This is a genomic window from Phenylobacterium sp. SCN 70-31 (assembly GCF_001724605.1).
Lineage (GTDB): Bacteria > Pseudomonadota > Alphaproteobacteria > Caulobacterales > Caulobacteraceae > Phenylobacterium.
The window spans coordinates 52,040-76,738 of the sequence record NZ_MEEX01000001.1; the positions used below are offsets into that span (position 1 = coordinate 52,040).

Genomic DNA, 24,699 nt, shown 5'->3' on the forward strand with positions numbered 1-24,699 from the left:
CCCGCCACGCCATCGACGGATAGCCGGAGGCTATTGGCCTGCTCGGGTGAGTGGGATCAGGGGTAGAGCTTGACCAGCTCGCCTTCGACCTCGCGCACGGACTGACGCATGCTGGTCCATTGCGGGGGCACGTTGCCCTTGTCCCAGGCTTCGATCCTGGCCTTGAGCTTCGCCACGACGTCGGGGCGCGTCGCAGCGAGATTCGTCGTCTCGCCCGGATCGGCCTTGAGGTCGTAGAGCATCACGAAATGGCCGCGCGGCGAAAGTTCGGCCTTCACGCCCTCGGGCGTGACGCGCGCCGCGTTGCTGGCCACTTCGGACGGTTCGGCGCGATTGATCATCCACATCTTCCAATCCCCGTCGCGGATCGCGAAATTCACCCCGGAGCGCCAGTAGAGCGCGGTGTGGGGCGCGCCGGTCTTCTTGCCGGTGAGATAGGGAACGAGATTCACGCCGTCCGACCCCTTGGGCATCGTGGCGCCCGCCAGCGCCGCCGCCGTGGGCGCGATGTCCAGGCTGGAGATCACCCGCGTCTCGACCTTGGGCGCGAGATGGCCCGGCCACGTCATGATGAAGGGCACGCGGACGCCGCCGTCCAAGTGCATGCCCTTGTACCCGTTCAGCGGCGCGTTGGTGCAGGCGTCGCCGATGTAGCCCGCACAGCCATTGTCCGAGAGAAGGATGATCAGGGTGTCCTTCTCGAGGCCCTCGGCCTTCAGCTTGGCCCGCACCGCCCCCACGCTGTCGTCCAGCGACGAGACCATGGCCGCATAGACGCGCTGGCCCTTGTTCTCGATGTGCCTGTAGCGGTCGATGTACTTCGCGGGCGCCTGCAGCGGCGTGTGCGGCGTGGTGTGGGACAGGTAGAGGAAGAAGGGCTTGTCCTTGTTGGCCCCGATGAACCGCACCGCCTCGTCGGTGAAGGCGTCGGTGAGGTATTCCTTGACCTCCACCACCTCGCGGCCGCGCGTGATGGGCGCCCTCTCGCGAAGCCGAACCATCTGCTCGATCTCGGGACCGTCCCCCAGCCCCGCGCCGCCTTCCACGGTGCCGTAAGAGCCTTCGGCGCCCCTCGGCGTATGGAATTCGTCGCCCGGCTTGGTGTCGATGATGAAGGCGTTGGCCCCGGCCGTCGTGCCGAAGAATTCGTCGAAGCCGCGGGCGACGGGATGGTAGCCGCCCGACTCGCCCAGGTGCCACTTGCCGACCATGCCGGTGCGATAGCCGGCCTTCTGCATGACTTCGCCGATGAAGGTCTCGTCGAGCGAGACCCCGCTGGTGCGGTCGCGGCCCACCGGATTGAACTCGTAGCCGAAGCGGGTCTGGTAGCGCCCGGTCAGCAGGGCCGCCCGCGACGGCGCGCAGACCGGATGGCTGACGTAGCCCTGGGTGAAGCGCACGCCGTCCGCCGCCAGGGCGTCGATGTTGGGGGTCTTCACGAACGTGCTGCCGTAGACCCCAGTGTCGCCGTAGCCCAAGTCGTCGGCCAGGATCACGATGACGTTCGGCTTGCGCGCCGGCGCGGCATAGGCCGGGGCCGTCGCCAGGGCGAGGCCGAGGGCGGCGGTGGCGACGAGGGACTTTCGCATCGTTCCGGACTCTCCAGGTTTCAACGGCCAGACTAGTCCGAACCTCGCCGCCGATCTGCACATGCCCCCGTCACCGTGCTATAGCCCTCAGGCATGGAGCTGAGGCACCTCGAACAGATTCTGGAGATCTGCCGCGCCGGCGGATTCAGCGGCGCGGCGCGCCGGCTGGAAATCTCGCAGCCCACCCTCTCGAAGAGCATCGCGCGGCTGGAGACCCAGCTCTCGGTGAAGCTGTTCGAGCGGAATGGCGGCGCGGCGCGACCCACGGCCTACGGGGCGTTCGTGGCGCAGCGGGCCGAAGCCCTGCTGCAAGGCGTGGCGGCCCTCTCGCGCGACCTGGAACAACTGGCTCGCGGCGAGGAGGGCCGCATCCGGATCGCCGTCGGCCCGGCCTCGCGTCTACGGCCCCTGCCCCAGCTCCTGCGGCACGTCGCCGTGCGGTTCCCGCGGCTGCACGTCGAGACCATCCAGGAGACGGGGCCGGGCGTGATGACCGCACTTCAGGACGGCCGGGTGGACATCGCCTTCGGGTATTCCGAACACGCCGCGCGCTATGGCGAACTGATCCGCAAGAAGATGTTCGAGGACCAGATCGTCCTGGTCGCACGCCCCGGGCACCCCGCGCTGGCGCTGGCCGATGCGGGACCACGCGAACTGCTGGCCTGGCCGATGGCCCTGCCCAGCGTTCTGCCCGGCGTGGAGCTGTGGGCCGGCGAAATGACGCGCGGGGAGACCGAGAACCTGCGCGCCTTCGTCAGCGACGACTACGCCCTCATCATCCAGCGGGCGCTCGACACCGACACCATCGCCATGGGCGCATCGTTCCTGTTCGAACCGCATCTTCGCGACGGGCGCCTGGCGCAGGTGCGCTCCACGCTGGCGGTGCCCTACGCCTGCTGGATGTTGACCACCGCCGAACGCTGGCGATCGCCGCTCGTCAAGGCGATGGCCGAACTCTCCCGCGCCGCCATGCGCGAGGCGCCCCCAGCCCTGGCCGGCTGATAGCCGGAGCCTATGGAACCCATCGTGACACGTTCGAAACCGCGCCGCCGCGATCAGGGCCCAGGATGCGGCCGGGATTCGAACTCAGGATCTGCACCCAGGATCTGAACCAGGAGGCATGGAATGGGCTGGAGAAGGGTCGCCGGCGCCGCCGGGCTGGCGCTGTTGACTGCGGCCTGCATGGCGGGCCCGCCCCGCGGTCCCGGACCGGGCGGCTTCGGCCGTCCAGGCGATGGGCCGGGCGGGGACGGGCCGAGCGGGGACGGGCCGATGCGGCCCCGCGAACAGCTCTTCATCAGCCCGTCGGGCCAGCCCTTCCGCGCGCCGCCCGGCCAGCCCTACCCCAGCGCCGCCTGGTTCGCCGCGGCCGACCGGGACGGCGACGGCCGCCTGACGCGCGACGAATTCCGCGCCGACGCCCTGGCCTGGTTCGCGGTGCTGGACCGCAACGGCGACGGCCAGATCGGCATGCCGGAAGTGACCTGGTGGGAGGAAGAGACGGTTCCCGAGATCACGCGCGAGGACATCGCCGCGGGACCCGGCAGCGGGCGGCGGCCGTCGCCGCGCGGCGGGAACGCCGGCAGCCGTCGGCAGGGCGCGGCCTTCTACAGCCTGATAAACGAGCCGCACCCGATCCGCGGCGCGGACGCCGACTTCTCGATGGGCGTGAGCCGCGCCGAATGGCTGGCGGCGGCCGACCGCCGTTTCCGGCTCCTGGACCTGGACGGCGACGGGATCGTGCTGGCGACCGATCTCCGCCCGACCCCGGCCCAGGTGATGTCGGGAGCCCAGGGCGGCCCCAGGGGTGATCCCCGGCGTCGATGACCGCCGCCGGTCGTCGCCGCTACTGGTGGCCGCCGTCCACGCGGACGATGGCGCCGGTGGTGAAGGACGACATGGGGCTGGCCAGATAGAGCGCGGTCGTCACCACCTCCTCGGGCCGGCCGGGACGACCCAGGGCGTTGTCGGAATGCTCGCGCGCCTCTTCGGTCCAGGCTTTGGCGATATCGGTGAGGAACGGGCCGGCCGACAGGGTGTTGACCCGCACCTTCGGCCCATACTCGTGCGCCAGCGAGACGGTCAGGGCGTTCAGCGCCGCCTTGGCCCCCGAATAGGGCACCACGCGCGGGAGCGGGTTCAGCGCGCCCGACGACGAGACGTTGATGATGACGCCGCCGTCGCCGTCGGCCATCCGCCGACCCACGACGGAGGCCAGCCGGAATGGTCCCTTGAAGTTCAGGTTCAGCACGCTGTCGAAAAGCTGTTCGGTGACTTCATGGCTGGGCACGGCCGGCGACATGCCGGCGTTGTTCACCAGAATGTCGATGCGCCCGAACTCGGCGTAAACCACATCGATCAGCCGGTCGATGTCGTCCCAGCGGCCCGCGTGGACCGCCACCGCCAGGGCCCGGCGACCCAGGGCCCGCACCTCTTCGGCCACGGCCTCGCAGGCCTCCAGCTTGCGGCTGGCCACGACGACGTCGGCGCCCGCCGCGGCGAAGGCGCGCACCATTTCCAGTCCCAGGCCCCGACTGCCGCCGGTGACCAGGGCCAACTTGCCCGACAGGTCGAACAGTTCGTTGGGCGTCATGCGAACTCCAGGCGCTGGCGGGTCAGGCGCCGGCCGGGGCCTTGCCCCAGTAGGCGTCGCGGATGAGGCGCTTGTAGAGCTTGCCGGTCGGATGCCGCGGCAACTCGGCCATGAAGTCGATGCGCCGGGGCAGCTTCACCGCCGACAGGTTCGCCCGGCAGAAGGCCGTCAGCTCGGCCGCAAGATCGTCGCCGGGCTCGATCCCCTCCATCGGCTGGATCACCGCGACCACCTGCTCTCCCATTTCGGGATCGGGGGCGCCCACCACCGCCGCATCGGCGACCTTCGGATGGGTGATCAGCAGGTTCTCGATCTCCTGCGGATAGATGTTCACCCCGCCCGAGATGATCATGAAGCTCTTGCGGTCGGTGAGGTAGAGGTAGCCCTCCTCGTCCACCCAGCCCACGTCGCCCAGGGTGGTCCAACCCTCGGGATGGGTGCTCTCGGCCGTCTTCTCGGGGGCGTTGTGGTACTCGAACCGGCCGCCGCCCGCGAAATAGACCAGACCCTCGGCGCGCGGCGGCAGCACCTCGCCCTCCTCGCCGCAGATCTTCACCTCCACCGGCGCCGTCGCCCGGCCGACCGAACCCCTGTGGGCGAGCCATTCATGGGAATCGATGACCGTGCGGCCATTCCCTTCGGTGCCGGCGTAGTATTCGTGGATGATCGGGCCCCACCAGGCGATCATCTGCTCCTTCACCGGGACCGGGCATGGCGCGGCGGCGTGGAACACCACCTTCAGCGACCCGTGGGCGTACCTGGCCCGCACGTCCTCCGGCAGTTTCAGCATGCGCACGAAGTGGGTCGGCACGAACTGGACGTGGGTGACGCCGTGGCGCTCGATCAGCCTCAGGCAGTCCTCGGCGTCGAACTTCTCCATCAGGATCACCGTGCCGCCCAGCCGCTGGACGTTCATCGACCAGCCCAGGGGCGCGGCGTGATAGAGCGGCGCCGGCGAGAGATAGACGGTGTCGGCGTCCATCCCGTAGCCCTCGCGGGCCCAGGCCGTCAGGGCCTCACCCTCGATCAGCGCACCCCCGCTCAGCGCGCGCTTCACGCCCTTGGGGCGGCCGGTGGTGCCCGAGGAGTAGAGCATGGCCGCGCCCGGCGTCTCGTCGGGTACAGGCTCGGCCGGGTGGCGCGCCCGCTCGGCCTCGAAGCCGGCGAAGGGCGCGACCGGGGCGTCGGCCATGAACAGGGCCAGTCCCTCCACGGCCCGGGCGGCCTCGATGGCGACATCCGCCATCGCCCGCGACGTCACGAACGCCTTGGCCCCCGAGTCCTCGAGAATGTAGGCCACCTCGCCCGCGGTGAGGCGGGACGAGATCGCCGTGTAGCGGAGGCCGGCCCGCTGGGCCGCCCACAGCACCTCGTAGTAGATGGGGTGGTTCTCCATCATGATCGCCACGCCGTCGCCGACGCCGAGGCCCAGGGCGCGGAAGAGCTGCGCGCCCTGGTTCGATCGGTCGTTCAGCTCGCGGTAGGTGACGACCTGACCGGTCCCGGCCATGACGAAGGCCGGCTTGTCGGGCGTCGACCCGGCGTGGACGTACGGATGCATGGGCCGCCCCTGGATCGCGGCGCGACGACCCTCAGGGGTCGACGCGGGCTTCGGCGTAGCCGCTCAGCACCACCACGCCGTCCTGGTTGGTGGTGGCCACGTCCACTTCGACCAGCTTCACGCCGTCACGCTCGGTGAGCGCCTTCACCGTGGCCTTGGCCTCCAGGGTGTCGCCGGGCCAGACCTGGCTGGTGAAGCGCACGCCGTACTTGGTGAGGCGCGCGTCGCCCACCCAGTCGGTCAGCATCTTGCCGGTCATGCCCATGGTCAGCATCCCGTGGGCGAACACGCTGGGATAGCCGGCCACCTGGGTGGTGAAGATCTCGTCAGTATGCAGCGGGTTGTAGTCGCCCGAGGCGCCCGCGTACTGGACGATCTGGGTGCGCTTCAGGTCCTCGACCAGGCGCGCGGTGTGCTCGTCGCCCACCTTCAGCTTGCTTGCGGAAAGCGCCATGCCTTAGGCCTCCTTCTTCGCGGGCTGTTCCACGGGGCGCTCGGTGCGCACGCCCACGCCGCGGGCGGTGACCACCAGCTCGCCGTCCTGGTTGCGGTACTCGGTGACGCTCTCGGAGAAGATCAGCTTGCCCGAGCGCTTGCCTTCCTTCTCCCAGGTCTTGCCGGGCTTGGTCTCGGCGGTCAGCACGTCTCCCGCGCGCAGGGGACGGTGGTATTCGTAATGCTGCTCGGCATGGAGGCCACCACCCCCGCCGCCGCCGCCGGGCGCGCGCACGACGCCGGTCGGGTTCTTGCCCGAGCCGAACCACGGCTGGCCCACCTTGGGGCGCAGGAAATAGTCGGGATCGAACTGGGCCGAAGCCTGGACGAAGGTGGGCGGGGCGATGATTCCGCCGGCCTCGGTCGCCTTGGCCTTCTCTTCGTCGGTGTAGACAGGGTTCTCGTCGCCGATCGACCTGGCGAACATGAGGATATGCCCCGCCTCCACGGGAAACTTCTTGGCCGACATGGGCTCCCTTCCTGGCTTTCGCGTCCCGGCTTTCACGCCACTGCGTTCTTGGCGGCCTCTCAGGACGCCGCGGCGGTCATCAGAAAGGGTAGGCGCAACGTCAGTCAACCGGGCGCCGTCACCCCGCCGCGAAAGAACGCCAGGGAGACGATCAGGCGGCGCGGGCGAAGGCCGGCGCCAGGACGCGACCGGTCAGTTCGATGCTCTTCAGCACCGCGGCGGGCGGGATCGATCCGAACTGCATCATGCACATCATGCGGTCGGCCCCGATCGCCTCGTAGCCACGCAGCTTTTCGGCGCAGTGCTCAGGATCCCCGATAACGACGCAGTCCAGAGGTTCGAGCACCTCGTGGGCCTCTTCGAAGCCGATCTCCTGACCCTGGGCCATGCGCTTGAGCAGCACGACGACGGGCGGGTCGTCGTCGTGGATGACCGTCTCGTCCGGATCGAGCTGCGCCAGGGCCGCGGTGTCGCGGGCCGAGTTGGGATGCAGGCCGGCCTTGATCATGTCGTACCAGACCCGGCGCGGCACCTTGAACACGCGCGGCGCGGCGTTGACGTACCAGAGCGCCGACCAGGCGGCGCCGTTGGCGATGGCTTCGGCCCGCGTTTCGGCCACATGGACGAAGGTGAAGCAGCCCTTCTGGCGATTGATGAAGCGGCCGGCCGGCGCCTGGCACGCCGAAAGCCCGCGATCATGCTCGCGCAGCATCTCGCCCAGGAACTTCACGGGGCTGAGCAGCGTGGTGCCCAGCGCGCCCACGCCCATCTCGCCGGCCATGTAGAAGCTCTCGGGCGAGCCGCAGGTCTGCCAGAGCGGCGGATGCGGCCTCTGCACCGGCTTGGGCACGATCTCGCGCGGCGGCACCCGGTAGTCGCCGCCGTCCCACGAGAACTCGGGCTCGGTCCAGACGCGCGGGATGATGTGCATGGCGTCGCGCACCTGGTCGCGGGCCTTTTCGGGATCGACGCCGAAGGTCTCCCATTCCTTGCCGCCCGACTTGGCCAGCCCCATCTCGAACCGGCCGCCGGACAGGACATCCAGCGTGGCGCCGCGTTCGGCCACGCGAAGGGGCGAGTTGATGTTGAACGGCGCCAGCACGCCGGCGTGGCCCACGCGCAGCCGTTGGGTGGCCATGGCGATGGCCGTCAGCACCAGTTCGGGCGCGGCGGAATAGCTGAACTCGGGCGAGCCGTGATGCTCCACCTGCCACCACGCCGTGAAACCGGCGGCGTCGGCGGCCCGGGCCTGGTCGAGGATCTCCCGGAACAGGCTGGCCTCGTCCTGCCCATGCCAGGGAAACGCACGCTGAATCTCGCAGAAGATGTCGAACTTCACGCCATGCCCCTTCACATCATTTTATAACAGTTGTTATGTATCGATCCGCATCGAAGAGAGTCAACCAGGACAAGATCGAAGCGCGGAATTTTCCGGATAAATTCACATAACGATCGATATGCGCTCTACGCGGACGTCAGCCCTTCGATGCGATAGGTCCCGACCGCCACGTCGTGGAACATCAGCCGCCGCTCGTCGGCGCTGAAGCCCGCGGTCATCTTCTTGTGCGCGTTCCAGAGCACGCCGTAGCCGCAGGCGCGCTTGTCCATCGGGAAGTTGCTTTCGAACATGCAGCGGGCGGGTCCGAACAGGTCGATGGCCGCCGCGTAGTAAGGACCGTTGGCCGCCACCAGTTCGTCCGACGTCGGGGGCCTGGCCCGCTCATGCCAGCCGAAGCCGTTGAAGTGCATGTTCAGGCCGCCCAGCTTGAGCCGCACGTTCGGCCGTTCCGCCACCGCCGCCAACCCGGCCCGCCAGGCGGCGAACACCTCGTCGCGGCGGCCCTCGTACCAGCCCATGCCCAGGGGCGTGCCGATATGGTCGAGGACGATCGTGAGGTCGGGCGCGGCGGCGGCCAGTTTCGCCACCTGCTCAAGCTGGTGATGGAAGACCCAGATATCGAGCGAGAGGCCACGAAGCTGGAGCTCGCGCGCGCCGGCGCGGAACGCCGCGCTCTCCATCATGTCGGCCGGCGCGCTGGGCCAGGGATCGAGCGCGCCGTGCGGGTCGGCGCAGACGATGGGGCGCACGCCGCGGTAGCGCTCGGGCGCACGGGCCATGTGCAGGTCCAGGATCGCGCCCACGCGGTCGCCCAGCATCAGGTCGGCCGAGCCGAACATGGCCGCGCAGGCCTTCACCGGTCCGAAGACGCCACTGGCCGCCTGGGCGCCCACGCCATTGGCGAACTCCACCTCGCCGATCGAGCGCAGCTCGGCCGGGCCGTCCGGACGGTACATGGCCGCACATTCGGCGAACACGCTGGCCACGATGTTGTGCCCGCCCCGCTGCGGATCGGCGTCGGCCAGGAATTCGTCCAGCAGGTAGGTGTCGTGCGGAAGCTTCCACAGGTGGTGGTGGGCGTCGACGATCGGCAGGTCGGGCTCCAGGGGCGCTTCCTGCGCCTGGGCCAGCCAATCGGCGCGCACGGGCCATTCGAGGGACATCGGCGAACGCGCGGACGGGCGCCTCTGAGGCGCCCGCCCTCCTCCTCAGAAGCTGACGCCGATCCGGACGCCGTAGGTCCGGGGCGGGTAGTAGACGAAGTTGTCGGGTTGCAGGACCTGCTGCCCCAGCGAGATGGATTGCAGGCCGTCGTTCGAGATGATGTCGTCGTTCTCGATGTTGGCGACGAACGCCTCGGCCCGGTATCTGCGGTCCAGGCTCTCCCACGTCACCCGGGCGTTGGTCGTGTGGTAGGCCTTCTGCCGCGAGGTGAAATAGTTGTCGGCGAGGAAGTCCACGCGACCCGAGAAGTAGGCGTCGACGCGCGGGGTGATCGTGCCGAACCCGGTCTGGAACCGGTACTCGGCTCCGAGGTTCAGCGTGTAGGGCGGCGTCTGGTTGAGATTGTTGCCCTTGAAGTCGCAGAGCCGGGTGACCGGATCGCAGCCAGGGCCCGGCCCGCCGAAGCGTGCGGCCGTGGTGATGTAGCGGCCGTACTTGGCGTCGGTGAGCGTCCCGGTGGCGTTGAGGCGCAGATTGTCGATCGGCACAGCGGTGAATTCGACCTCCAGACCGGTCACGTCGGTCACGCCGTCCACGTTGTTGATGCCGGACTGCGTGGCGCTCTGGATGAACACCTGAAGGTTCTTGATCCGCTGATGGTACGCCGCGACGTTGAGCTGCACGCGGTCGTCGAGGAAGCGCGACTTCACGCCCGCATCGAACGAGGTCAGGGTCTCGGGATCGTAGATGTTGCCGAGGCCGGTGATGTTCCCGCCGGCCAGGTATCCGCGGGCGATCGAGGCGAACACCATTGTGCCGTCGTTGACCTGATAGCTCAGCCCCACCTTGCCGGTGACCCGGTTCCAGGTGTTGCTGAACGGGCCCGAGATGACCCCGCAGCTTCCGCCGCAGGCGAGCGGAAGCTGGTAGTCGAGGGCGTTGAAGCCCGACTTCCGGTCGTTGGTGTAGCGGAGGCCGACCGTCAGGATCAGCGGCACGCCGGCGCCCGACTTGCCGAAGTCGTAGTCGAACTGACCGAAGGCGGCGAGCGCCCGGGTCTTGCTGGTCCCGGAGCTCAGGAAGTTGAACTGGTCGAACGGGACCGTCGGACCGAAGTTGTTGTAGCCGAGGTCGCTGTAGGCGAAGTCCTGGAAGTTGCGGCCCCGGAAATAGATGCCGCCCACCACCCAGGTCAGCGCGCCGTCGCCGTTCGAGGCGAAGCGCACCTCCTGCGAGAACTGCTTGGCCTCCAGCCGCCAGGCCGAACCGATCGAGATCGGCAGGTCCGACCCGTCGCCGTCGCTGATCTGGTCGACGTGGCTCTTCCCGTGCGCCGTCACCGAGGTGAAGTTCGCGAACGGCAGTTCGAGGTCCAGCGTCGCGGAATAGAGCTGGGTGTCGTTGCTGCCGACATCGGGATAGTCGTGGCAGACCCGACGCGGATCGAACTTCGCCGCGGTGCTGAAGTCGCAGGCCGAGCCGAGGGGGATACCCAGCGGCGGGGTCATGTAGCGGGCGGGCGTCTGCCACCAGGCCGTCGCCGTGGCCGCGACGCCTTCGCTCCAGGTGCGGTGCGCGGCCAGCAGCAGGCGCGCCTGCGGATTGAAGTCGATGGCGAGCTGGCCGCGGATCATCTGGTAGTCCAGCCGGTCGAGGTTGTCGGTCGCGGTGGGCTTGGCCGAGAGGTTCTTCGTGTAGGGATCGTGTTCGGCCGACACGGCGGTGAGGCGCGCGGCGATCTGAAGGTCGCCGTCCGTCACCAGCGGCAGGTTCACGAAACCGCGGAACGTGCGGGCGTCGTAGTTGCCCACCATCGCGTCGACGCCCGCGGCGAAGTCGGCGCTCGGCTTGTTGGCGATGACGTTGATCGAGCCGCCCACCGAGTTGCGGCCGTAGAGCGTGCCCTGCGGTCCCCGCAGCACCTCGACCCGGGCGATGTCGTAGAATTCGGGGTCGATCGACGTGGTGCGCTGCACGTAGACGCCGTCGATGTTGTAGGCCACCGGCGAATCCCCGCCGGGGGTGGTGTTCTGGCTGCCCAGGCCGCGCATGGTGATGACGTTCTCGCCGCCCGTCACGCCCGCGCCGAACCGCAGCGACGGCACCCGCGCGCCCAGTTCCTTGAAGCCGATCACCCCCTGCCGTTCCAGATCCTCGCCGCCGACGGCGGTGATGGGGATGGGCACCCGCTGGACGTTCTCCTCCCGGAACTGGGCGGTCACGACCACCTCGCTCACGGTGCTGTCGGCGGCCTGAGGCTGCGCCTGGGTCTGAGCCTGGGTCTGGGCCTGAGCTTGCGCCGCGCCCGCCATGAGCGCGACCAGCGCTGCGCCGCCCAGAAGGCGCGCCGGGCGTCCGATCATCCTGGCCATCTTCCGATCCCTCCCTTTTGTTGTTGTTCCGACCGCGCCGAGGCGTTCCCGTCGCCTGGTCCGTCAGCGGGCCTTGTCGCCGCCCAGGGCCTCGTTGGCGCGCGAGTGGCGCACGCCGGGCTGAAGTTCGATCATCTCGATGATGTTGCCGTTGGGGTCGTAGCAGCACGCCGTCCCTACGAGACCGAGGGACGCGTCCGGCGTGTGCACCGGTTGAGTGAACACGACGCCCGCCTTCGTGAGCGACTCGTAGGCCGCATGCACGTTTCGCGTCCGGAACGCGATGATCCGCGGCACTTCGCGCGGACGCGCGGCCGGGTCGGGGAAGACCGCCTGCGGCTCGATCCACTGGATCAGGTCCATCATCGGGCCGTCCGGGTCCGAGGGCAGGACCATCAGCACCCCGCGTCCCCGCGCCTTCGCCAGGCCGAAGATGCCGCCCACGAAGTCGGGCCACACCACGTCGCGGCGATCGTTCAGGACCTCGAACCCCAGCAGCCGGTAGAAGGCCACCGACTCGTCCAGGTCCCGGCAGTTGACGACGGTGTGATAGAGGCGCGACAGCGCCCACGCCGGTTCCGACACGCCCGTTTCTCCCCGTATCGCGGCCCCGGCGCACCACACACAACGCGCGGCCGTCCGACGCTCATCTTATGGAGAAAGCATAACGCTGGTTCTGTAGATTTCGCAAAGGAATAGTATAACGGTCGTTCTGGAATTTCAGTTCGATGCGTCAACCGATCTCGCCGCCGCCAGGCACGACGGGACTGGCGCCTTCGTGGCGTAACAATTGTTACGCAATTTTGTCAGCCTGCGACGCGCGAAGCCTTCCGCGCCGGTTCCGGAACGGGACCCAGGCGGGCGTCCAGCAGGGAGTCCACGAACTGCCGCTGGGTCGTGCTGGTGAACTTGCCGACGCCCAGCAGCACCTGGACGCTGAGGCCGTCGATGAGGGCGATGATCTCGCGCGCGACGTGCTCCACGTCGATGTCGCGGGGCGCCTCGCCCTGGTCCTGGGCCCGGCGGATCACGATGGAGACGCGGCCCATGTATTCGACATAGCGTTCGCGCATCACGCGCTGGACCTGCGGGCTGTGGACGCCGCGCTCCCAGAACGCCAGCCAGCAGCGCCACTGCGCCTTCATCGCCGTGCTGGTCGGCAGGATGGTGTAGAGCAGGTCGCGCAGCGCCGCCCGCGCCGACATGCCGGTGGCCGCCTCGTCCATCATCGGGCGGACGATCTCGGCCCCCTGCTCCGAAACGGCGATCAGCACCTCGTCCTTGGACTTGAAGTAGTGGGTCAGGGCGCCGGTGGTGAAGCCCGCCTCCTTGGCCACATCGCGCATGGTGAGGCCTTCCAGGCCCTCGCGGGCGATGACCGCCAGCGCCGCGGCGGCGAACTGCCGTCGCCTCTGGTCGTGGTCGGCCTGCCGGGCCATGCTGCGCTCCTCCCCCGCACTTTCCAAGATTTGCGCGTTACCACAGGGGCGCGGACGGCGACACGCCCGTCATGTTTCAAGCGTTATGTCTCAGGCGGCGAAGACGCCTCCGTCGATGACCAGTTCGGCGCCGGTGACGAAACGCGCGGAGTCCGAGCACAGGTAGAGCACGCCCTCGGCGATATCCTCGGGCGCGCCCGGGAATCCCAATGGCGTCGCATGGGCCGCCGCCTCTCGGGTTCCCGCCATCAGGTCCTCGACCGAATTCGATCCGGGATCCAGTCGGCCGTCACTCTGCATCTTCGCCCAGATCGGCGTCTCGATCGCGCCGGGATGCACCGAGTTGACCCTCACCCCGATGCGCGCCGCCGCGCACTCCAGCGCCACCGCCTTGGTGAAGAGACGCACCCCGCCCTTGGTGGCGCAGTACGCCGAGAGGCCGGGGACCCCGGTGAGGCCCGCCACCGACGAGACGTTGACGATCGCCGCGCCGCCGGCCTGGGCCAGCAGCGGCAGCGCCGCCCGCGTTCCGAAGAAGACGCCGTCCAGGTTCACCGCCTGTTGCCGCCGCCAGACCTCTGTGGTCGTCTCGAGCAGGGGCGCGGCGATGCAGAGGCCGGCGTTGTTCACCAGGGCGTGCAGAACCCCGGCGCGACGCTCAACCTCGCCCACGGCCTCGGCCCAGGCGGCCTCGGACGTCACATCGAGGCGGATCGCGGCCATCGCGGGCTCCCCGCCTGCGAGGGCGCATGTCCCGGCCAGGCCGTCGTCGTCCACATCCGCGGCGAAGACCCTCGCCCCTTCCCGCGCCAGGACCAGGGCGCAGGCGCGCCCGATGCCGCTCGCCGCTCCGGTGACCAGCGCCACCTTGCCCGCCATCCGCCCCACGACGCCCTCCGATCATAACGATCGTTATCTTTACACGCACCCCGCGATGCCGATAGCGTCTACGTAACGATTGTTATGCAACGCCATTCCGGAGCCGGATCATGGACGCCCAGCCGCAGCACGACGTCGTCGTCATCGGGGCCGGCTTCGGCGGCCTCTATGCGGTCCACCGCTTCGGGGAGCTCGGCTTCGACGTCCTGGGCCTCGAACAGGCGGCGGACGTGGGCGGTGTCTGGTACTGGAATCGCTATCCGGGCGCGCGCTGCGACTGCGAGAGCTACTACTACAGCTACGCCTTCGACGAGGCGTTGCAGCAGGACTGGACCTGGAGCCTCCGCTACTCGGAGCAGCCCGAGATCCTCCGGTACCTGGGTCATGTGGCCGACCGGTTCGACCTGCGCCGACGCTACCGGTTCTCGAGCCGGGTCACCGCCGCGCATTTCGACGAGGCGGCGAGCGTCTGGCGGCTGCGGACGGCCGACGGCTTCGAGACGACCGCGCGGGCGCTCGTCTCCGCCATGGGCTGCCTGTCGCAGGTGAACTGGCCCGACATCCCGGGCCTGCGCGACTTCGGCGGCCGGCTGCTCCACACGGCGCAGTGGCCGCACGAGCCGGTGGACTTCACGGGCCGGCGCGTCGGCGTCATCGGCACCGGCGCGTCGGCGGTCCAGGCCATTCCCCGCATCGCGGAGCAGGCGGCCCACCTCACCGTCTTCCAGCGCACCGCCAACTGGGTGCTGCCGGCCTGGAACCGGCCGACCGATCCCGATTTCGACGCCTGGGTGAAGGCGAACTACGGCGAGATCCGCGCCCGCTGCCTGGCCTCGGGCGGCGCCGTGCCTTTCGACCCGCCCGAACACGCGGCCCTCGACGTCAGCGAGGCGGCGCGCGAGGCCGCCTACCAGGCGCTCTGGGCCCAGGGCGGGATGCGGTTCTTCAGCGCCTTCACCGATCTCTTCACCGACGAAGCGGCCAACGCGACGGCGCAGGCCTTCGTCCGCGCCCACATCGAACGGACGGTGCAGGATCCGGAAACGGCGCGGCTTCTGACGCCGGACGACCATCCCATCGGCGTCAAGCGGCCGCCCCTGGACGACGACTACTATGCGACGTTCAACCGACCGAACGTCACCCTCGCCGACGTGCGCAGCGCCCCGATTCTCGACGTCTCGGGCCAGGTCCTGCGCACGGCCTCGGCCGAGCACGAACTGGACGACCTGGTGGTGGCCACGGGCTTCGACGCCATCACCGGCGCCCTGCTGGCCCTGGACGTGCGCGGGCGTGGCGGCGTGCGCCTGGCCGACCGCTGGGCCGAGGGTCCCAGGACCTACCTGGGCCTCGGCGTCGCGGGCTTCCCCAACCTGTTCACGGTGACGGGGCCCCTCAGCCCCTCGGTGCTCGCCAACATGCCGACGGCGGTGGAGCAGCATGTCGACTGGATGGCCGACTGCCTGGAACACATGCGCGCCCACGGCGTCGCCACCCTGGAGGCCACCGAAGCGGCCGAGGCGGCCTGGTCGGCGGAGTCGGACGCGGTCGTCGCGCACACGCTCTATCCCAAGGCGAGGTCCTGGTACTTCGGCGCCAACATTCCGGGCAAGCCGCGCCGCTTCGGCGTCTACGTCGGCGGGTTCGCCGCCTATCGGGAACGCTGCCGGCAGGTGGCCGAGCGTGGCTACGAGGGCTTCCGCCTCGGCGCGGGGCCGAACGAATGAACGATCCGGCCGCCCGGCCCATCGACGCGATCCGCGCGATGCTGACCACGCTGCTGGGCGGCCCCGACGCCTCGATCGAGCACCGGCGCGCGCAAGCGGCGGCGTTCGCGGCCAGCCAGCCGCCCCCGCCGCCCGGGCTGCGGATCACACCCATCACGCTGGGCGGCGTTTCGGCCGAGGCGATCGAGGTCGAGACGATCGAGGTCGAGACCGGCGGCCGCGCCGCGCACGTCCTGCACCTGCACGGCGGCGGCTACGTCATGGGCGACCCCGCGGGAAGCCGCGGCTTCACCACCGCCCTGGCGCGGGCCACGCGGGCGCGGGTGGTCAGCCTCGACTACCGCCTGGCGCCCGCCCATCCGTTCCCCGCCGCCGTGGAGGATGCGCTGGCGGCCTACGCCGGCCTGCTGGACAGCGGCGTCCCCGCCCCGCGCATCGCCATCGCCGGGGAGTCGGCCGGCGGGGGCCTTGTGGTGGCGACCCTGCTGGCGATCCGAGACGCGGGCCTGCCGACGCCCGCCGCCGCGGTGGCGATGAGCCCCTGGGCCGACATGGCCTGTACGGGCGCCTCGTACGCCACCCGCGCCGCCCGAGATCCCATGCTGACCCGCCGCATCCTGCTGGAGATGGCCGGACAGTACCTCTCAGGCCAGGACCCCGGCTCGCCGCTGGCCTCCCCGGCCGGCGCCGACCTGACGGGCCTGCCGCCGCTGCTGATCCAGGTGGGCGACGACGAGGTTCTGCTGGACGACGCCATCGCCCTGGCGCAGCGGGCGCGGGACGCCGGCGTCCGGGTTGAACTGGAGGTGTGGCCGGACATGATCCACGTCTGGCAGATGTTCGCCGGCGCCCTGCCCCAGGCCGACGAGGCGATCGCGCGGATCGCCGGCTTCCTGTGGGGGACGCCCGGCTGGACTCGGGACGCGACGCCGTAGCATCCCTGGGCCACGGCTTTACTTCCGACCCGCCTGCTGTCGAAATCGGGCCAACGGGTGAGGAGGAGACCGGGCCATGACCATCGCCGACAGCGGCGCCCTGGCGCCGGACCTCTACGACTACGACTTCGAGAACGATCCGGCCGAGACACTGATCCGGCTCCGCCGCGGCGACCCCGTCCACTGGTCCCGGCACGGGTTCTGGTACCTGACGCGCTACGACGACTGCGCCATGGTGCTGAAGGATCCCATACGCTTCTCCAGCGCCGCGGCGGGCTGGGGCGGCGACAATCCCCTGGCCCGTCAGGGCGGCGGCGAGGCGTCGAAGACAGAGAAGGGCCTGAGCCGGACGCTCGCCCAGTCGTTCAACCAGATGGATGCGCCCGACCACACGCGCATCCGGGCTCTGGTGGTTTCGGCCTTCTCGCGGCGAAGCGTCGAGGCGCGCCGCGGCCGCATCCTGGAGGTGATCCACGGCCTGCTCGACACGGCCGGCGCGAAGGGGCGTTTCGACCTCATCGGCGACTTCGCCTTCCATGTGCCGATCATCGTGGCCAGCGAGATCATCGGCATCCCCGCGGAGGATCGCGAGGCCTTTCGCGCCGCCTTCGAACTGACCGGCCGGCTCATGGCGCCCAAACGCTCGGAGGCCGAGTGGACCGAGGCGCTGGAGGCCGGTCGCTGGGTGGGACGCTACGTCCGCGACCTGATCGCCACGCGCCGGGCCGACCCGCGGGACGACCTCATCAGCGCTCTCATCGCCGCCGAGGACGAGCGCGGCGCGCTGAGCGACGCCGAGCTGTCGTCGGCGATCAGCACGATCTACACGGCGGCGGGCACCACGACCGAACGGATGATCTCCAGCGGGCTCTACCTGCTGCTGTCGCACGCGGAACAGTGGCGGGCGCTCATCTCCGACCGCGCGCTGATCGCGCCCGCGATCGAGGAAATCCTACGCTTCCACCATCCGACCCAATCCACCTCCACCAACCGCCGCTGCACGGTGGATGTCGAACTCCGCGGCAAGACCCTGAAGGCCGGCGACACCGTCCGCGTCGGGCTGGGCGCCGCCAACCGCGACCCCGAGGTCTTTACCGATCCCGAACGTTTCGACATCCGGCGGGAAATGGCCGCGCCCGTGCTGTCCTTCGGCGTCGGGCCGCACTTCTGCATCGGCGCGGCCCTGGCGCGGTTCGAGGCGCGGTTGGCCATCGAGGCCATCGCAGATCGATGGCCGGGCCTGACACTGGTCACCACCGCGCCGGTGAAGGATCCCCGCCGCCACGACCGCTACCGCGAACTGATCGTACAGGCCGTCCCGGCCTGATGCGGTGAGCCGCCGGAGACCGGCAGCCCGGCAGGGAGCCCGCCCCGAAAAATCGCCTATTTCATGGTGGGGATGACGAAGGCGGAGTCGTGGGCGTCGCCGTCGGGCCACCTGGCGGTGACGGTCTTGACCTTGGTGTAGAAGCGGACGCCTTCCATGCCGTGCTGGTTGGCGTCGCCGAAAGCCGAGCGCTTCCAGCCGCCGAAGGTGTGATAGGCCACCGGCACCGGGATCGGCACGTTGATGCCGACCATACCCACCTGGACGCGGGAGGCGAACTCGCGGGCGGCGCGGCCGTTGCGGGTGAAGATGGCGACGCCGTTGCCGTACTGGTGAGCCGAGGGCAGTTCGAGAGCCTCCTCGAAAGTCTCGGCGCGGACGATCTGAAGGACCGGTCCGAAGATCTCCTCCCGATAGGTCGTCATGGCCGTGGTAACGCCGTCGAACAGGCTGGGGCCGATGAAGAAGCCCTTCTCGTAGCCCTGGAGTTGGAAGCCGCGGCCGTCCACGACCAGTTCGGCGCCCTCGTCGACGCCGGTCTGGATGTAGCCGGCGATCTTGTCTCTGTGCGCCCGGCTGACCACCGGCCCGTATTGCGCCGCCGGATCGGTGGAGATCCCCACCTTCAGGGTCTCCAGTTCCGCCAGCACCCGCTCGCGCACCTCATCGGCCGTCTTCCGGCCCACCGGAACCACCACGGGCAAGGCCATGCAGCGCTCGCCGGCCGAGCCGTAGGCCGCGCCGATGATGTCCTTCGTCGCCTGCTCCAGGTCGGCGTCGGGCAGGATGATCCCGTGGTTCTTGGCCCCGCCCATGGCCTGGACGCGCTTTCCCGCCGCCGTGCCGCGGCTGTAGACGTAGTGGGCGATGTCCGAGCTGCCGACGAAGCTCACCGCCTTGATGTCCGGGTGGTCCAGGATCGCGTCCACCGCCGCCTTGTCGCCGTGGATCACGTTCAGCACCCCCTCGGGCGCGCCGGCCTCCATCATCAGCTCGGCCAGCCGCACCGGCACACTGGGGTCCTTCTCGCTGGGCTTGAGCACGAACGTGTTGCCCACCGCGATCGCCACGCCGAACATCCACATCGGGATCATCGCCGGGAAGTTGAACGGCGTGATCCCCGCGCAGACGCCCAGCGGCTGGCGCATCGAATAGACGTCGATCCCCGGCCCCGCCCCCTCTGTGTACTCGCCCTTCAGCACGTGGGGCGCGCCGCAGGCGAACTCGATCACCTCCAGGCCGCGCTGGATGTCGCCCCTGGAGTCCGCGATCACCTTGCCGTGCTCGCTGGACAGCCGCTCGGCCAGCTCGTCCATCCGCGCCTCGACCAGGCGCTTGAATTCGAACATCACCCGCGCCCGCCGCTGCGGGTTCACCGCCGCCCAGTCCGCCTGCGCCCGCAGCGCCGACTGCACCGCCCGGTCCACCTCCGACGCCGTCGCCAGCTGGACCCGCGCCTGAACGTCGCCCGTGTTCGGGTCGAAGACGTCGCCGTAGCGACCGGAGGCGCCCGCGAACGCCGCGCCGCCGATGTAGTGGGTGATTTCTCGCATCTCTTGCTCAGATCCGCCGCTGTAGAGAAGATTGCGGACGGCGCCGGGCCACCCGCGAACATGACCGTCGATCAGGACCCTGGCCCGACCGGATTCCGACCGATCGGTCCGGTTCGAGACGCCCCCATGGGCGGCTGCATCGACGCCCACGTCTCCCACCGCGCGCACGGCCGCGCAAGAACATCGCGCCTTCGGTCGCCAGATCGTGGCGTTCCCGGAGCCCCCTCGTCGTGTCGCCGGAGGGTGTCGCCGGGGGCGGTCGCGACGGGGATCACGCCGCTGCTGAGCGAAGGCTCGCGACCGGATTTCGCCCCTCACGAGAAGTGGGCGGCGACGCGTTCTCCTCACGGGGGAAACCTGGACCGCACCCCCCTTGATCAGTGGGTGGCGCGCCCCGCGGAGGATGGTCTCTCGCGCCCACTAGTCGGAGGATGCCAGCATGTACGCCAAGCGTTTCACGATCACCGCCGCGGCGCTCGCCGCCGCGATCTGGGTCCAGCCCGCCGCGGCCGCGGTGGTGGACCTCAAGTTCGAGGACTTCGGCGGCGCATCGAAGAACACCCAGGACTTCGGACCCAACGTCTATCACGACTGGCAGAACGCCTTCAACGCGGCGTCCCACACCAACGACTACGCCTTCCACTTCACCTACGACACGGACGCGTCGGCTCCGAACTACGGGCTCACGCTGGTCTCGGGCCGCGTCGGAACCTTCGATGACTTTTCGCTCTGGACGCCCACGCTGTCGTTCACGGCCGAGAGCCAGCTCATGGTCAGCCTCACCCGAACGGTCGTGACGGGCGCCACCTACACCAGCGGCGTCTACTTCCTGCTGAAGGACAACGACGGCGATATCGGCTCGACTCTCCCGACGGCGGTGACGCTGGCGAACCTCGACACCGCCAGCGCCAGTTTCGAGAACCGTCGCAACGGCGGGGTGGGCCTGGGCTACAAGAACGTCGGCTGGTCGCGGTTCGGCGGCGTGCTCGAGACGCCGCAGGGTTCGGGGGATCCGAACGGAGGCGATGGGGACGACAACGGCGGCGGCCCGGTGGGCGCGATTCCCGAGCCGGGGACCTGGGCGCTGATGATCCTGGGCTTGGGCAGCGCAGGCGCGATGCTGCGCCGCCGCCGCGCCGTGCTCTGCTGACGGGCGGTGCAGCGCCGGGAGCGCGAGCCGCCGCTGGGACCGAACGCCTAGCCGATGTGCCGCCATTGCGGGCGCGTGCTGCTGTTATCCCGGGTCAGCAGCATGTGGTATTCGTACTGGTCGGGATTGTAGAGGCCCTGCTGGAACTCGAAGGCCGAACCGTCGCGATCCAGGACGCGACGGCGCAGGCGGATCAAGGGCGCACCGATCGGCACCTCCAGCAGCGACGCGGCATGGTCGTCCGCCGTCACGGCGCTGAGGCTCTGTTCGGCGCTGAGGGGCTTCAGGCCGCCGGCCTCCAGCACCTGCATGATCGGGCGGCCGTCGATCTTTTCGGGCGAGAGCAAGCCGGCCAGGCGCGCGGGAAGGTAGATATCGGTCAGTGACAACGGCTTGTTCTGATAGAGCCGCAGCCTCTGTATCTGCACGCCCGCCGCGTCCGGCTCGACCCCCAGCGCGCTGCTGGCGAAACTGGGCAGGGGCGCGTCCACCTCGAATTTGAGCAGGCGCGCCTTGGTCTCCAGCCCCAGCGTGATGAGATTGTCCATCAGGCCGGCGATACGCTTGCCGCTGTCGGCCGGGTCGGGCGCCACATAGGTGCCGACACCGTGCTTGCGGATGATCAGCCCCTCGCGCTCCAGCATTTCCAGCGCGCGGCGGACGCTGACTCGCGACACCTTGAACCGGCTGCAAAGCCCCATCTCGGTCGGCATGGGCGTGTCCACCGCGAACGCGCCGTCCTTAATCTGCTGCCGCAGGATGATGTAGAGCTGGTGATAGACGGGCAGGCTTGTGTTGACTTCGGAACCTATCCGCCGCCGGCCCCGCACCGGCCCCCGTTCCGCCAAGGCGTCTGTCAAAGGTGCCCCACCTGTTGCGCGGCGGCCGGGCTGGCCGCCCTATCCGAGCGCGTCGAACTCTCGATCGAGGATGTAGAAGACGCGGCCGGTGAACGCGTCACGTCGCCCCCTGCGAGCTTCCGCCTCAGTCGCATCCATCTCATACGAATCGATCTCACCCGCAAGTAGTACGCCCTTGCGTTCGAGCAGACGCTCGAGGGTTTCGGATCGCTCGCGCAGCGCCACGACCTCTGCGCTGAGCGCCACGATGGTGGCCCAGCACCAGTCGACGCCGGGATCCTGGAAGAAGGTCGGTCGCGCCGGGGAGCCGTTCGTGTCCAAGGGCAAGGCCTCCATGTCGCCCCGGCGCCCAATCGCAGCCCACCGCGGATTTCCGGGGATGAGGCGCAGCAATAGCTTGCCTCTCACGCCCCAAGAAGTACTTTCTTTAAGACATGTAAGGCGGGCTTGAGGATTGTTGCGATGGTGATCGACCGCTCCACCACCCACGAGATGCTGGCGCAGGCGACGAGCGAAGAGGCCGCGCGCCTCCGCTATATCGTAGAGCTCAAACGACGGCTCACGGGCTACTCCTCGGGCATGAAGCGCGCCTTCGACGGTCGCGCGGCCGCCGCCTACGAGGCCGCAAACGGCAAGGCGGCCGAGACTCGCGAAGAGATCGCCACGGCGATGACCACCGATCCCTTCTACCAGGCCTGGGGCAGCCTGACCCGCACCGCCCAGGACCTGATGTGGAACACCGTCGAAGGCACGATCCGCCGCGACATGCCCCGCATGCAGGCCGCCGCGGAGATGGTCGGCAACGCGCCGGCCGGCGGTTCGCTGAGCCTCGATCCGGCCTTCCGCGCCCCTGCGGACGCTTTCGCCGCCAACATCCACGGCCAACCGGGCGGCTACATGCGCCTGGCGGACGATCAGGACATCATGGCGGGGGCCCTGTACGAGAGCGGCGGCAACGCCTTCTCCGCGGGCACCGGGATCGGCAGCCGCGACAGCAAGGCCGGCGCCGTGATCGCCTGGCTGGCCCGGGAGTATCCCGACCTCCGGCCCAAGCGGATCCTGGATCTCGGATGTTCGGCGGGCGGCGCGTCGGTGGCCTACGCCGCGCATTTCCCCGAGGCGGAAGTCCATGCGGTGGATGTGGGCCCCGCCATGCTGCGCTACGCTCACTTCCGGGCCGAGCACCTGGGCGTGCGCGTGCATTTCCACCAGATGGACGCCGGCGCGCTGACGTTCGAGGACGAGAGCTTCGATCTGGTGGTGTCCCACAACCTCATGCACGAAGTGTCCAAGGGCATGCTCGGCAAGATCTTCGCGGAGGCCCGCCGCGTCCTGAAGCCGGGCGGCGTGGTGGTCCATCAGGACGTCCCGGTTCGCGGCCGCGACTTCTCGCCCTTCGAACAGGCGATGTTCAGCTGGCAGACCCGGAACAACGACGAGCCCTTCTGGGACGACTTCGTCTACGCCGACGTGCCGGCGCGGATGCGCGAAGCCGGCTTCGGCCCGGACGAGAGCCGCGAACTGACCATCCCCATGCTGGACGGCCCCCGGTTCTGGTATCTGGTCGTCGGCGACAAGCGCGCCGCCTGACCCCCGGCCCATCCCCATGCTCACCCGCCGCGCCGCCGTCGCGACAGCGCTTGCCTGCGCCACGACGCCAACCGTCGGCGCCGCCCAGGCCAGGACCTCTCCCGGAACGACCATGACCGAACGCCGCGGATACGCCGACTGCCGCTTCGGCCAGATTCACTACCGCCGCCTGGGTGCGGGCCGGCCGCTGATCCTGATCCACCAGACGCCCTGGTCGTCGGTGCAGTTCTCCAGAGCCGCGCCGCAACTGGCCGCGTCGGGCATCGAGGCGATCAGCATCGACACCCCCGGCTATGGCCTGTCGAGCACCCCGCCGGAACCGCCTTCCATCGAGGACTACGCGGACGCCGTCGTCGAGGCGATCGGGGCGATGGGGCTGACGGCGCCGGCGGTGGCGGGACATCACACGGGGGCGCTGATCGCCGGCGCGATGGCGTCCCGACATCCGGCGTCGGTCTCGCGCCTCGTGCTCCACGGAGCGCCCGCATACGATGCCGCCGAGCGCCAGCAGCGCCTGTTGCGCAAGCACGGCGATCACAGCCTCAAGCCGGACGGCTCGCACCTCACCGACCGCTGGGCCTACCTGAAGACGTTGCCGGGCGAGCAGATGAGCGACGAAGCCCGCCAGATGGCGGTGCTCACCTACTACCTGAACGGCGATCTGGAGTGGTACGGCCACACGGCCGCCTACCGGTACGATTTCGGCGCGGCGGTTCCCGCCATCCGCTGCCCGACCCTCGTGCTGACCAGCCGGGACGATCCGATCTTCAGCCACGGCCGCCGTCTGACGCAGATGCGGCCGCAATGGTCCTACGTCGAGTTGGACGGCAGCACCGAGGTGATCTTCGACCGGCCCGCCGCCTGGGCCGGACCGGTCGCCGCCTTCGTCACCGCGTGAGCCGCCTCACCAGGGCAGTTCGTCGCCGTTGAAGCGCAGGAAGCGGCGACTGTCCTCCGCCGTCATCCGCTCGATGTAGGCCGCCAGTCCCTCGCCGCTCTCCCGCGCCGAGATTTTCGGCGCGTTCGAACCGCGCGTGAAATCCGTATCCACGAAGCCCGGACTGACCACCGCCACCATGACGCCCCGGGCGGCCAGGTCGTGTCCGATCGCCCGCATCGCCATGTTCAGGGCCGCCTTGCTGGTCCGGTAGAAGTAGTTGTCGCCGCCGGCCCGGCCGATCGAACCCAGGCTGCTGGAGATGCTCACCGCCTTGCGCCCCTCGCCCGCCAGCAGGTGGGGAAGGAAGGCCTCGAGCACCTTCACCGGCGCCAGCAGGTTCACGTCCATGACGCGTCGCCAGGCGTCGTAGTCCAGCGCGCCGAAGCGCGTGTCGCGGTGGGCGACGCCGGCGTTGTTGACCAGGATGTCGATCGGCCGCCCGGCCAGCGCGGCGGCGCAGGCGTCCACGGCGGCGGGATCGGCGACGTCCATCGCGAGGACTTCGAGCGCGCCCTCGCGGCCCAGCGCCCGCAGCGCCGGGACGCCGTCCGGGTCGCGGCAGGTGGCGACCACCGAATGGCCCCTGGTCAGGAACGCCCGGGTCATCTCCAGGCCAATTCCGCGGCTGGCGCCGGTTATCAGGACGGTCGGCACGGGATTCTCCTTGGATGGCTACGTTGTATCCATATACAGTCTTCTTGCTGTGTCGCGCAGCCTGAC

23 protein-coding genes are annotated in these 24,699 nt (G+C 69.5%); 8 read left to right on the plus strand and 15 right to left on the minus strand.

What is annotated here, in order from left to right; translation table 11 throughout:
• Positions 1-56 precede the first annotated feature (56 nt).
• Positions 57-1,589, minus strand: coding sequence for a sulfatase-like hydrolase/transferase (locus ABS78_RS00280; protein WP_293373697.1), 1,533 nt, complete (start codon positions 1,587-1,589; stop codon positions 57-59).
• Between the two features lie 93 nt (positions 1,590-1,682).
• Between ABS78_RS00280 and ABS78_RS00285 the strand changes: the two genes are divergently transcribed.
• Together ABS78_RS00285 and ABS78_RS00290 are read left to right on the plus strand one after the other, a co-directional pair.
• Positions 1,683-2,591 carry a LysR family transcriptional regulator gene (locus tag ABS78_RS00285; protein ID WP_293373699.1) on the plus strand — a complete coding sequence of 303 codons (909 nt, stop codon included), beginning with the start codon at positions 1,683-1,685 and terminating at the stop codon, positions 2,589-2,591.
• A gap of 123 nt (positions 2,592-2,714) precedes the next feature.
• Complete coding sequence (locus ABS78_RS00290) at positions 2,715-3,416, plus strand: EF-hand domain-containing protein (RefSeq protein WP_293373701.1); 702 nt, start codon at positions 2,715-2,717, stop codon at positions 3,414-3,416.
• Between the two features lie 19 nt (positions 3,417-3,435).
• On the opposite strand, the gene ABS78_RS00295 is transcribed toward ABS78_RS00290, so the two are convergent.
• The 10 genes from ABS78_RS00295 to ABS78_RS00340 form a co-directional block, all read right to left on the minus strand.
• Complete coding sequence (locus tag ABS78_RS00295) at positions 3,436-4,182, minus strand: glucose 1-dehydrogenase (RefSeq protein WP_293373703.1); 747 nt, start codon at positions 4,180-4,182, stop codon at positions 3,436-3,438.
• A 22-nt stretch (positions 4,183-4,204) separates the two neighbouring features.
• A complete protein-coding gene (locus tag ABS78_RS00300) occupies positions 4,205-5,743 on the minus strand; it encodes an acyl-CoA synthetase (protein ID WP_293373705.1) in 1,539 nt (512 codons plus the stop codon).
• A 31-nt stretch (positions 5,744-5,774) separates the two neighbouring features.
• Positions 5,775-6,197, minus strand: a complete 423-nt coding sequence (locus ABS78_RS00305) for a MaoC/PaaZ C-terminal domain-containing protein (protein ID WP_293373707.1) — start codon at positions 6,195-6,197, stop codon at positions 5,775-5,777.
• A gap of 3 nt (positions 6,198-6,200) precedes the next feature.
• Entirely contained in the window at positions 6,201-6,707 is a 507-nt protein-coding gene (locus ABS78_RS00310) for a MaoC family dehydratase N-terminal domain-containing protein (RefSeq protein WP_363082378.1), read from the minus strand.
• A 151-nt stretch (positions 6,708-6,858) separates the two neighbouring features.
• Complete coding sequence (locus tag ABS78_RS00315; protein ID WP_293373711.1) at positions 6,859-8,046, minus strand: LLM class flavin-dependent oxidoreductase; 1,188 nt, start codon at positions 8,044-8,046, stop codon at positions 6,859-6,861.
• 125 nt (positions 8,047-8,171) lie between these two features.
• Positions 8,172-9,191 carry an amidohydrolase family protein gene (locus tag ABS78_RS00320; protein WP_293373713.1) on the minus strand — a complete coding sequence of 340 codons (1,020 nt, stop codon included), beginning with the start codon at positions 9,189-9,191 and terminating at the stop codon, positions 8,172-8,174.
• Between the two features lie 63 nt (positions 9,192-9,254).
• Positions 9,255-11,582: a TonB-dependent receptor gene (locus tag ABS78_RS00325; protein ID WP_293373715.1), complete on the minus strand. Its 2,328-nt coding sequence runs from the start codon at positions 11,580-11,582 to the stop codon at positions 9,255-9,257.
• A gap of 63 nt (positions 11,583-11,645) precedes the next feature.
• Positions 11,646-12,167, minus strand: a complete 522-nt coding sequence (locus ABS78_RS00330) for a VOC family protein (RefSeq protein WP_293373717.1) — start codon at positions 12,165-12,167, stop codon at positions 11,646-11,648.
• 221 nt (positions 12,168-12,388) lie between these two features.
• On the minus strand, positions 12,389-13,021 hold the full coding sequence (locus ABS78_RS00335; protein WP_293373719.1) for a TetR/AcrR family transcriptional regulator: 633 nt from the start codon (positions 13,019-13,021) through the stop codon (positions 12,389-12,391).
• A 90-nt stretch (positions 13,022-13,111) separates the two neighbouring features.
• Positions 13,112-13,900 (minus strand): SDR family oxidoreductase, encoded by a 789-nt coding sequence (locus ABS78_RS00340; RefSeq protein WP_293374031.1) that lies wholly within the window; start codon positions 13,898-13,900, stop codon positions 13,112-13,114.
• Between the two features lie 110 nt (positions 13,901-14,010).
• On the opposite strand from ABS78_RS00340, the gene ABS78_RS00345 reads away from it, so the two are divergent.
• The 3 genes from ABS78_RS00345 (at position 14,011) to ABS78_RS00355 (ending at position 17,886) form a co-directional block, all read left to right on the plus strand.
• Complete coding sequence (locus ABS78_RS00345) at positions 14,011-15,624, plus strand: NAD(P)/FAD-dependent oxidoreductase (RefSeq protein ID WP_293373721.1); 1,614 nt, start codon at positions 14,011-14,013, stop codon at positions 15,622-15,624.
• Entirely contained in the window at positions 15,621-16,559 is a 939-nt protein-coding gene (locus tag ABS78_RS00350; protein WP_293373723.1) for an alpha/beta hydrolase, read from the plus strand. The genes ABS78_RS00345 and ABS78_RS00350 overlap by 4 nt, the downstream gene beginning before the upstream one ends.
• 76 nt (positions 16,560-16,635) lie before the next feature.
• On the plus strand, positions 16,636-17,886 hold the full coding sequence (locus ABS78_RS00355; protein ID WP_293373725.1) for a cytochrome P450: 1,251 nt from the start codon (positions 16,636-16,638) through the stop codon (positions 17,884-17,886).
• 56 nt (positions 17,887-17,942) lie between these two features.
• On the opposite strand, the gene ABS78_RS00360 is transcribed toward ABS78_RS00355, so the two are convergent.
• The gene (locus ABS78_RS00360) at positions 17,943-19,439 is read right to left on the minus strand and encodes a CoA-acylating methylmalonate-semialdehyde dehydrogenase (protein ID WP_293373727.1); all 1,497 of its coding nucleotides are present in this window, start codon (positions 19,437-19,439) and stop codon (positions 17,943-17,945) included.
• A gap of 439 nt (positions 19,440-19,878) precedes the next feature.
• Between ABS78_RS00360 and ABS78_RS00365 the strand changes: the two genes are divergently transcribed.
• Positions 19,879-20,589, plus strand: a complete 711-nt coding sequence (locus ABS78_RS00365) for a PEPxxWA-CTERM sorting domain-containing protein (protein WP_293373729.1) — start codon at positions 19,879-19,881, stop codon at positions 20,587-20,589.
• 47 nt (positions 20,590-20,636) lie between these two features.
• Here the strand turns inward: ABS78_RS00365 and ABS78_RS00370 are convergent, their stop codons facing one another.
• Together ABS78_RS00370 and ABS78_RS00375 are read right to left on the minus strand one after the other, a co-directional pair.
• Positions 20,637-21,449 carry a GntR family transcriptional regulator gene (locus ABS78_RS00370; RefSeq protein ID WP_293373731.1) on the minus strand — a complete coding sequence of 271 codons (813 nt, stop codon included), beginning with the start codon at positions 21,447-21,449 and terminating at the stop codon, positions 20,637-20,639.
• Between the two features lie 39 nt (positions 21,450-21,488).
• Positions 21,489-21,770, minus strand: coding sequence for a hypothetical protein (locus ABS78_RS00375; RefSeq protein ID WP_293373733.1), 282 nt, complete (start codon positions 21,768-21,770; stop codon positions 21,489-21,491).
• Positions 21,771-21,911: 141 nt separating this feature from the next.
• On the opposite strand from ABS78_RS00375, the gene ABS78_RS00380 reads away from it, so the two are divergent.
• Positions 21,912-23,039, plus strand: coding sequence for a class I SAM-dependent methyltransferase (locus tag ABS78_RS00380; protein WP_293373735.1), 1,128 nt, complete (start codon positions 21,912-21,914; stop codon positions 23,037-23,039).
• 112 nt (positions 23,040-23,151) lie between these two features.
• On the plus strand, positions 23,152-23,937 hold the full coding sequence (locus ABS78_RS00385; RefSeq protein WP_293373737.1) for an alpha/beta fold hydrolase: 786 nt from the start codon (positions 23,152-23,154) through the stop codon (positions 23,935-23,937).
• A gap of 6 nt (positions 23,938-23,943) precedes the next feature.
• Here ABS78_RS00385 and ABS78_RS00390 read toward each other — a convergent pair whose 3' ends face one another.
• The gene (locus tag ABS78_RS00390) at positions 23,944-24,633 is read right to left on the minus strand and encodes an SDR family oxidoreductase (protein ID WP_293373739.1); all 690 of its coding nucleotides are present in this window, start codon (positions 24,631-24,633) and stop codon (positions 23,944-23,946) included.
• Positions 24,634-24,699: the final 66 nt, after the last annotated feature.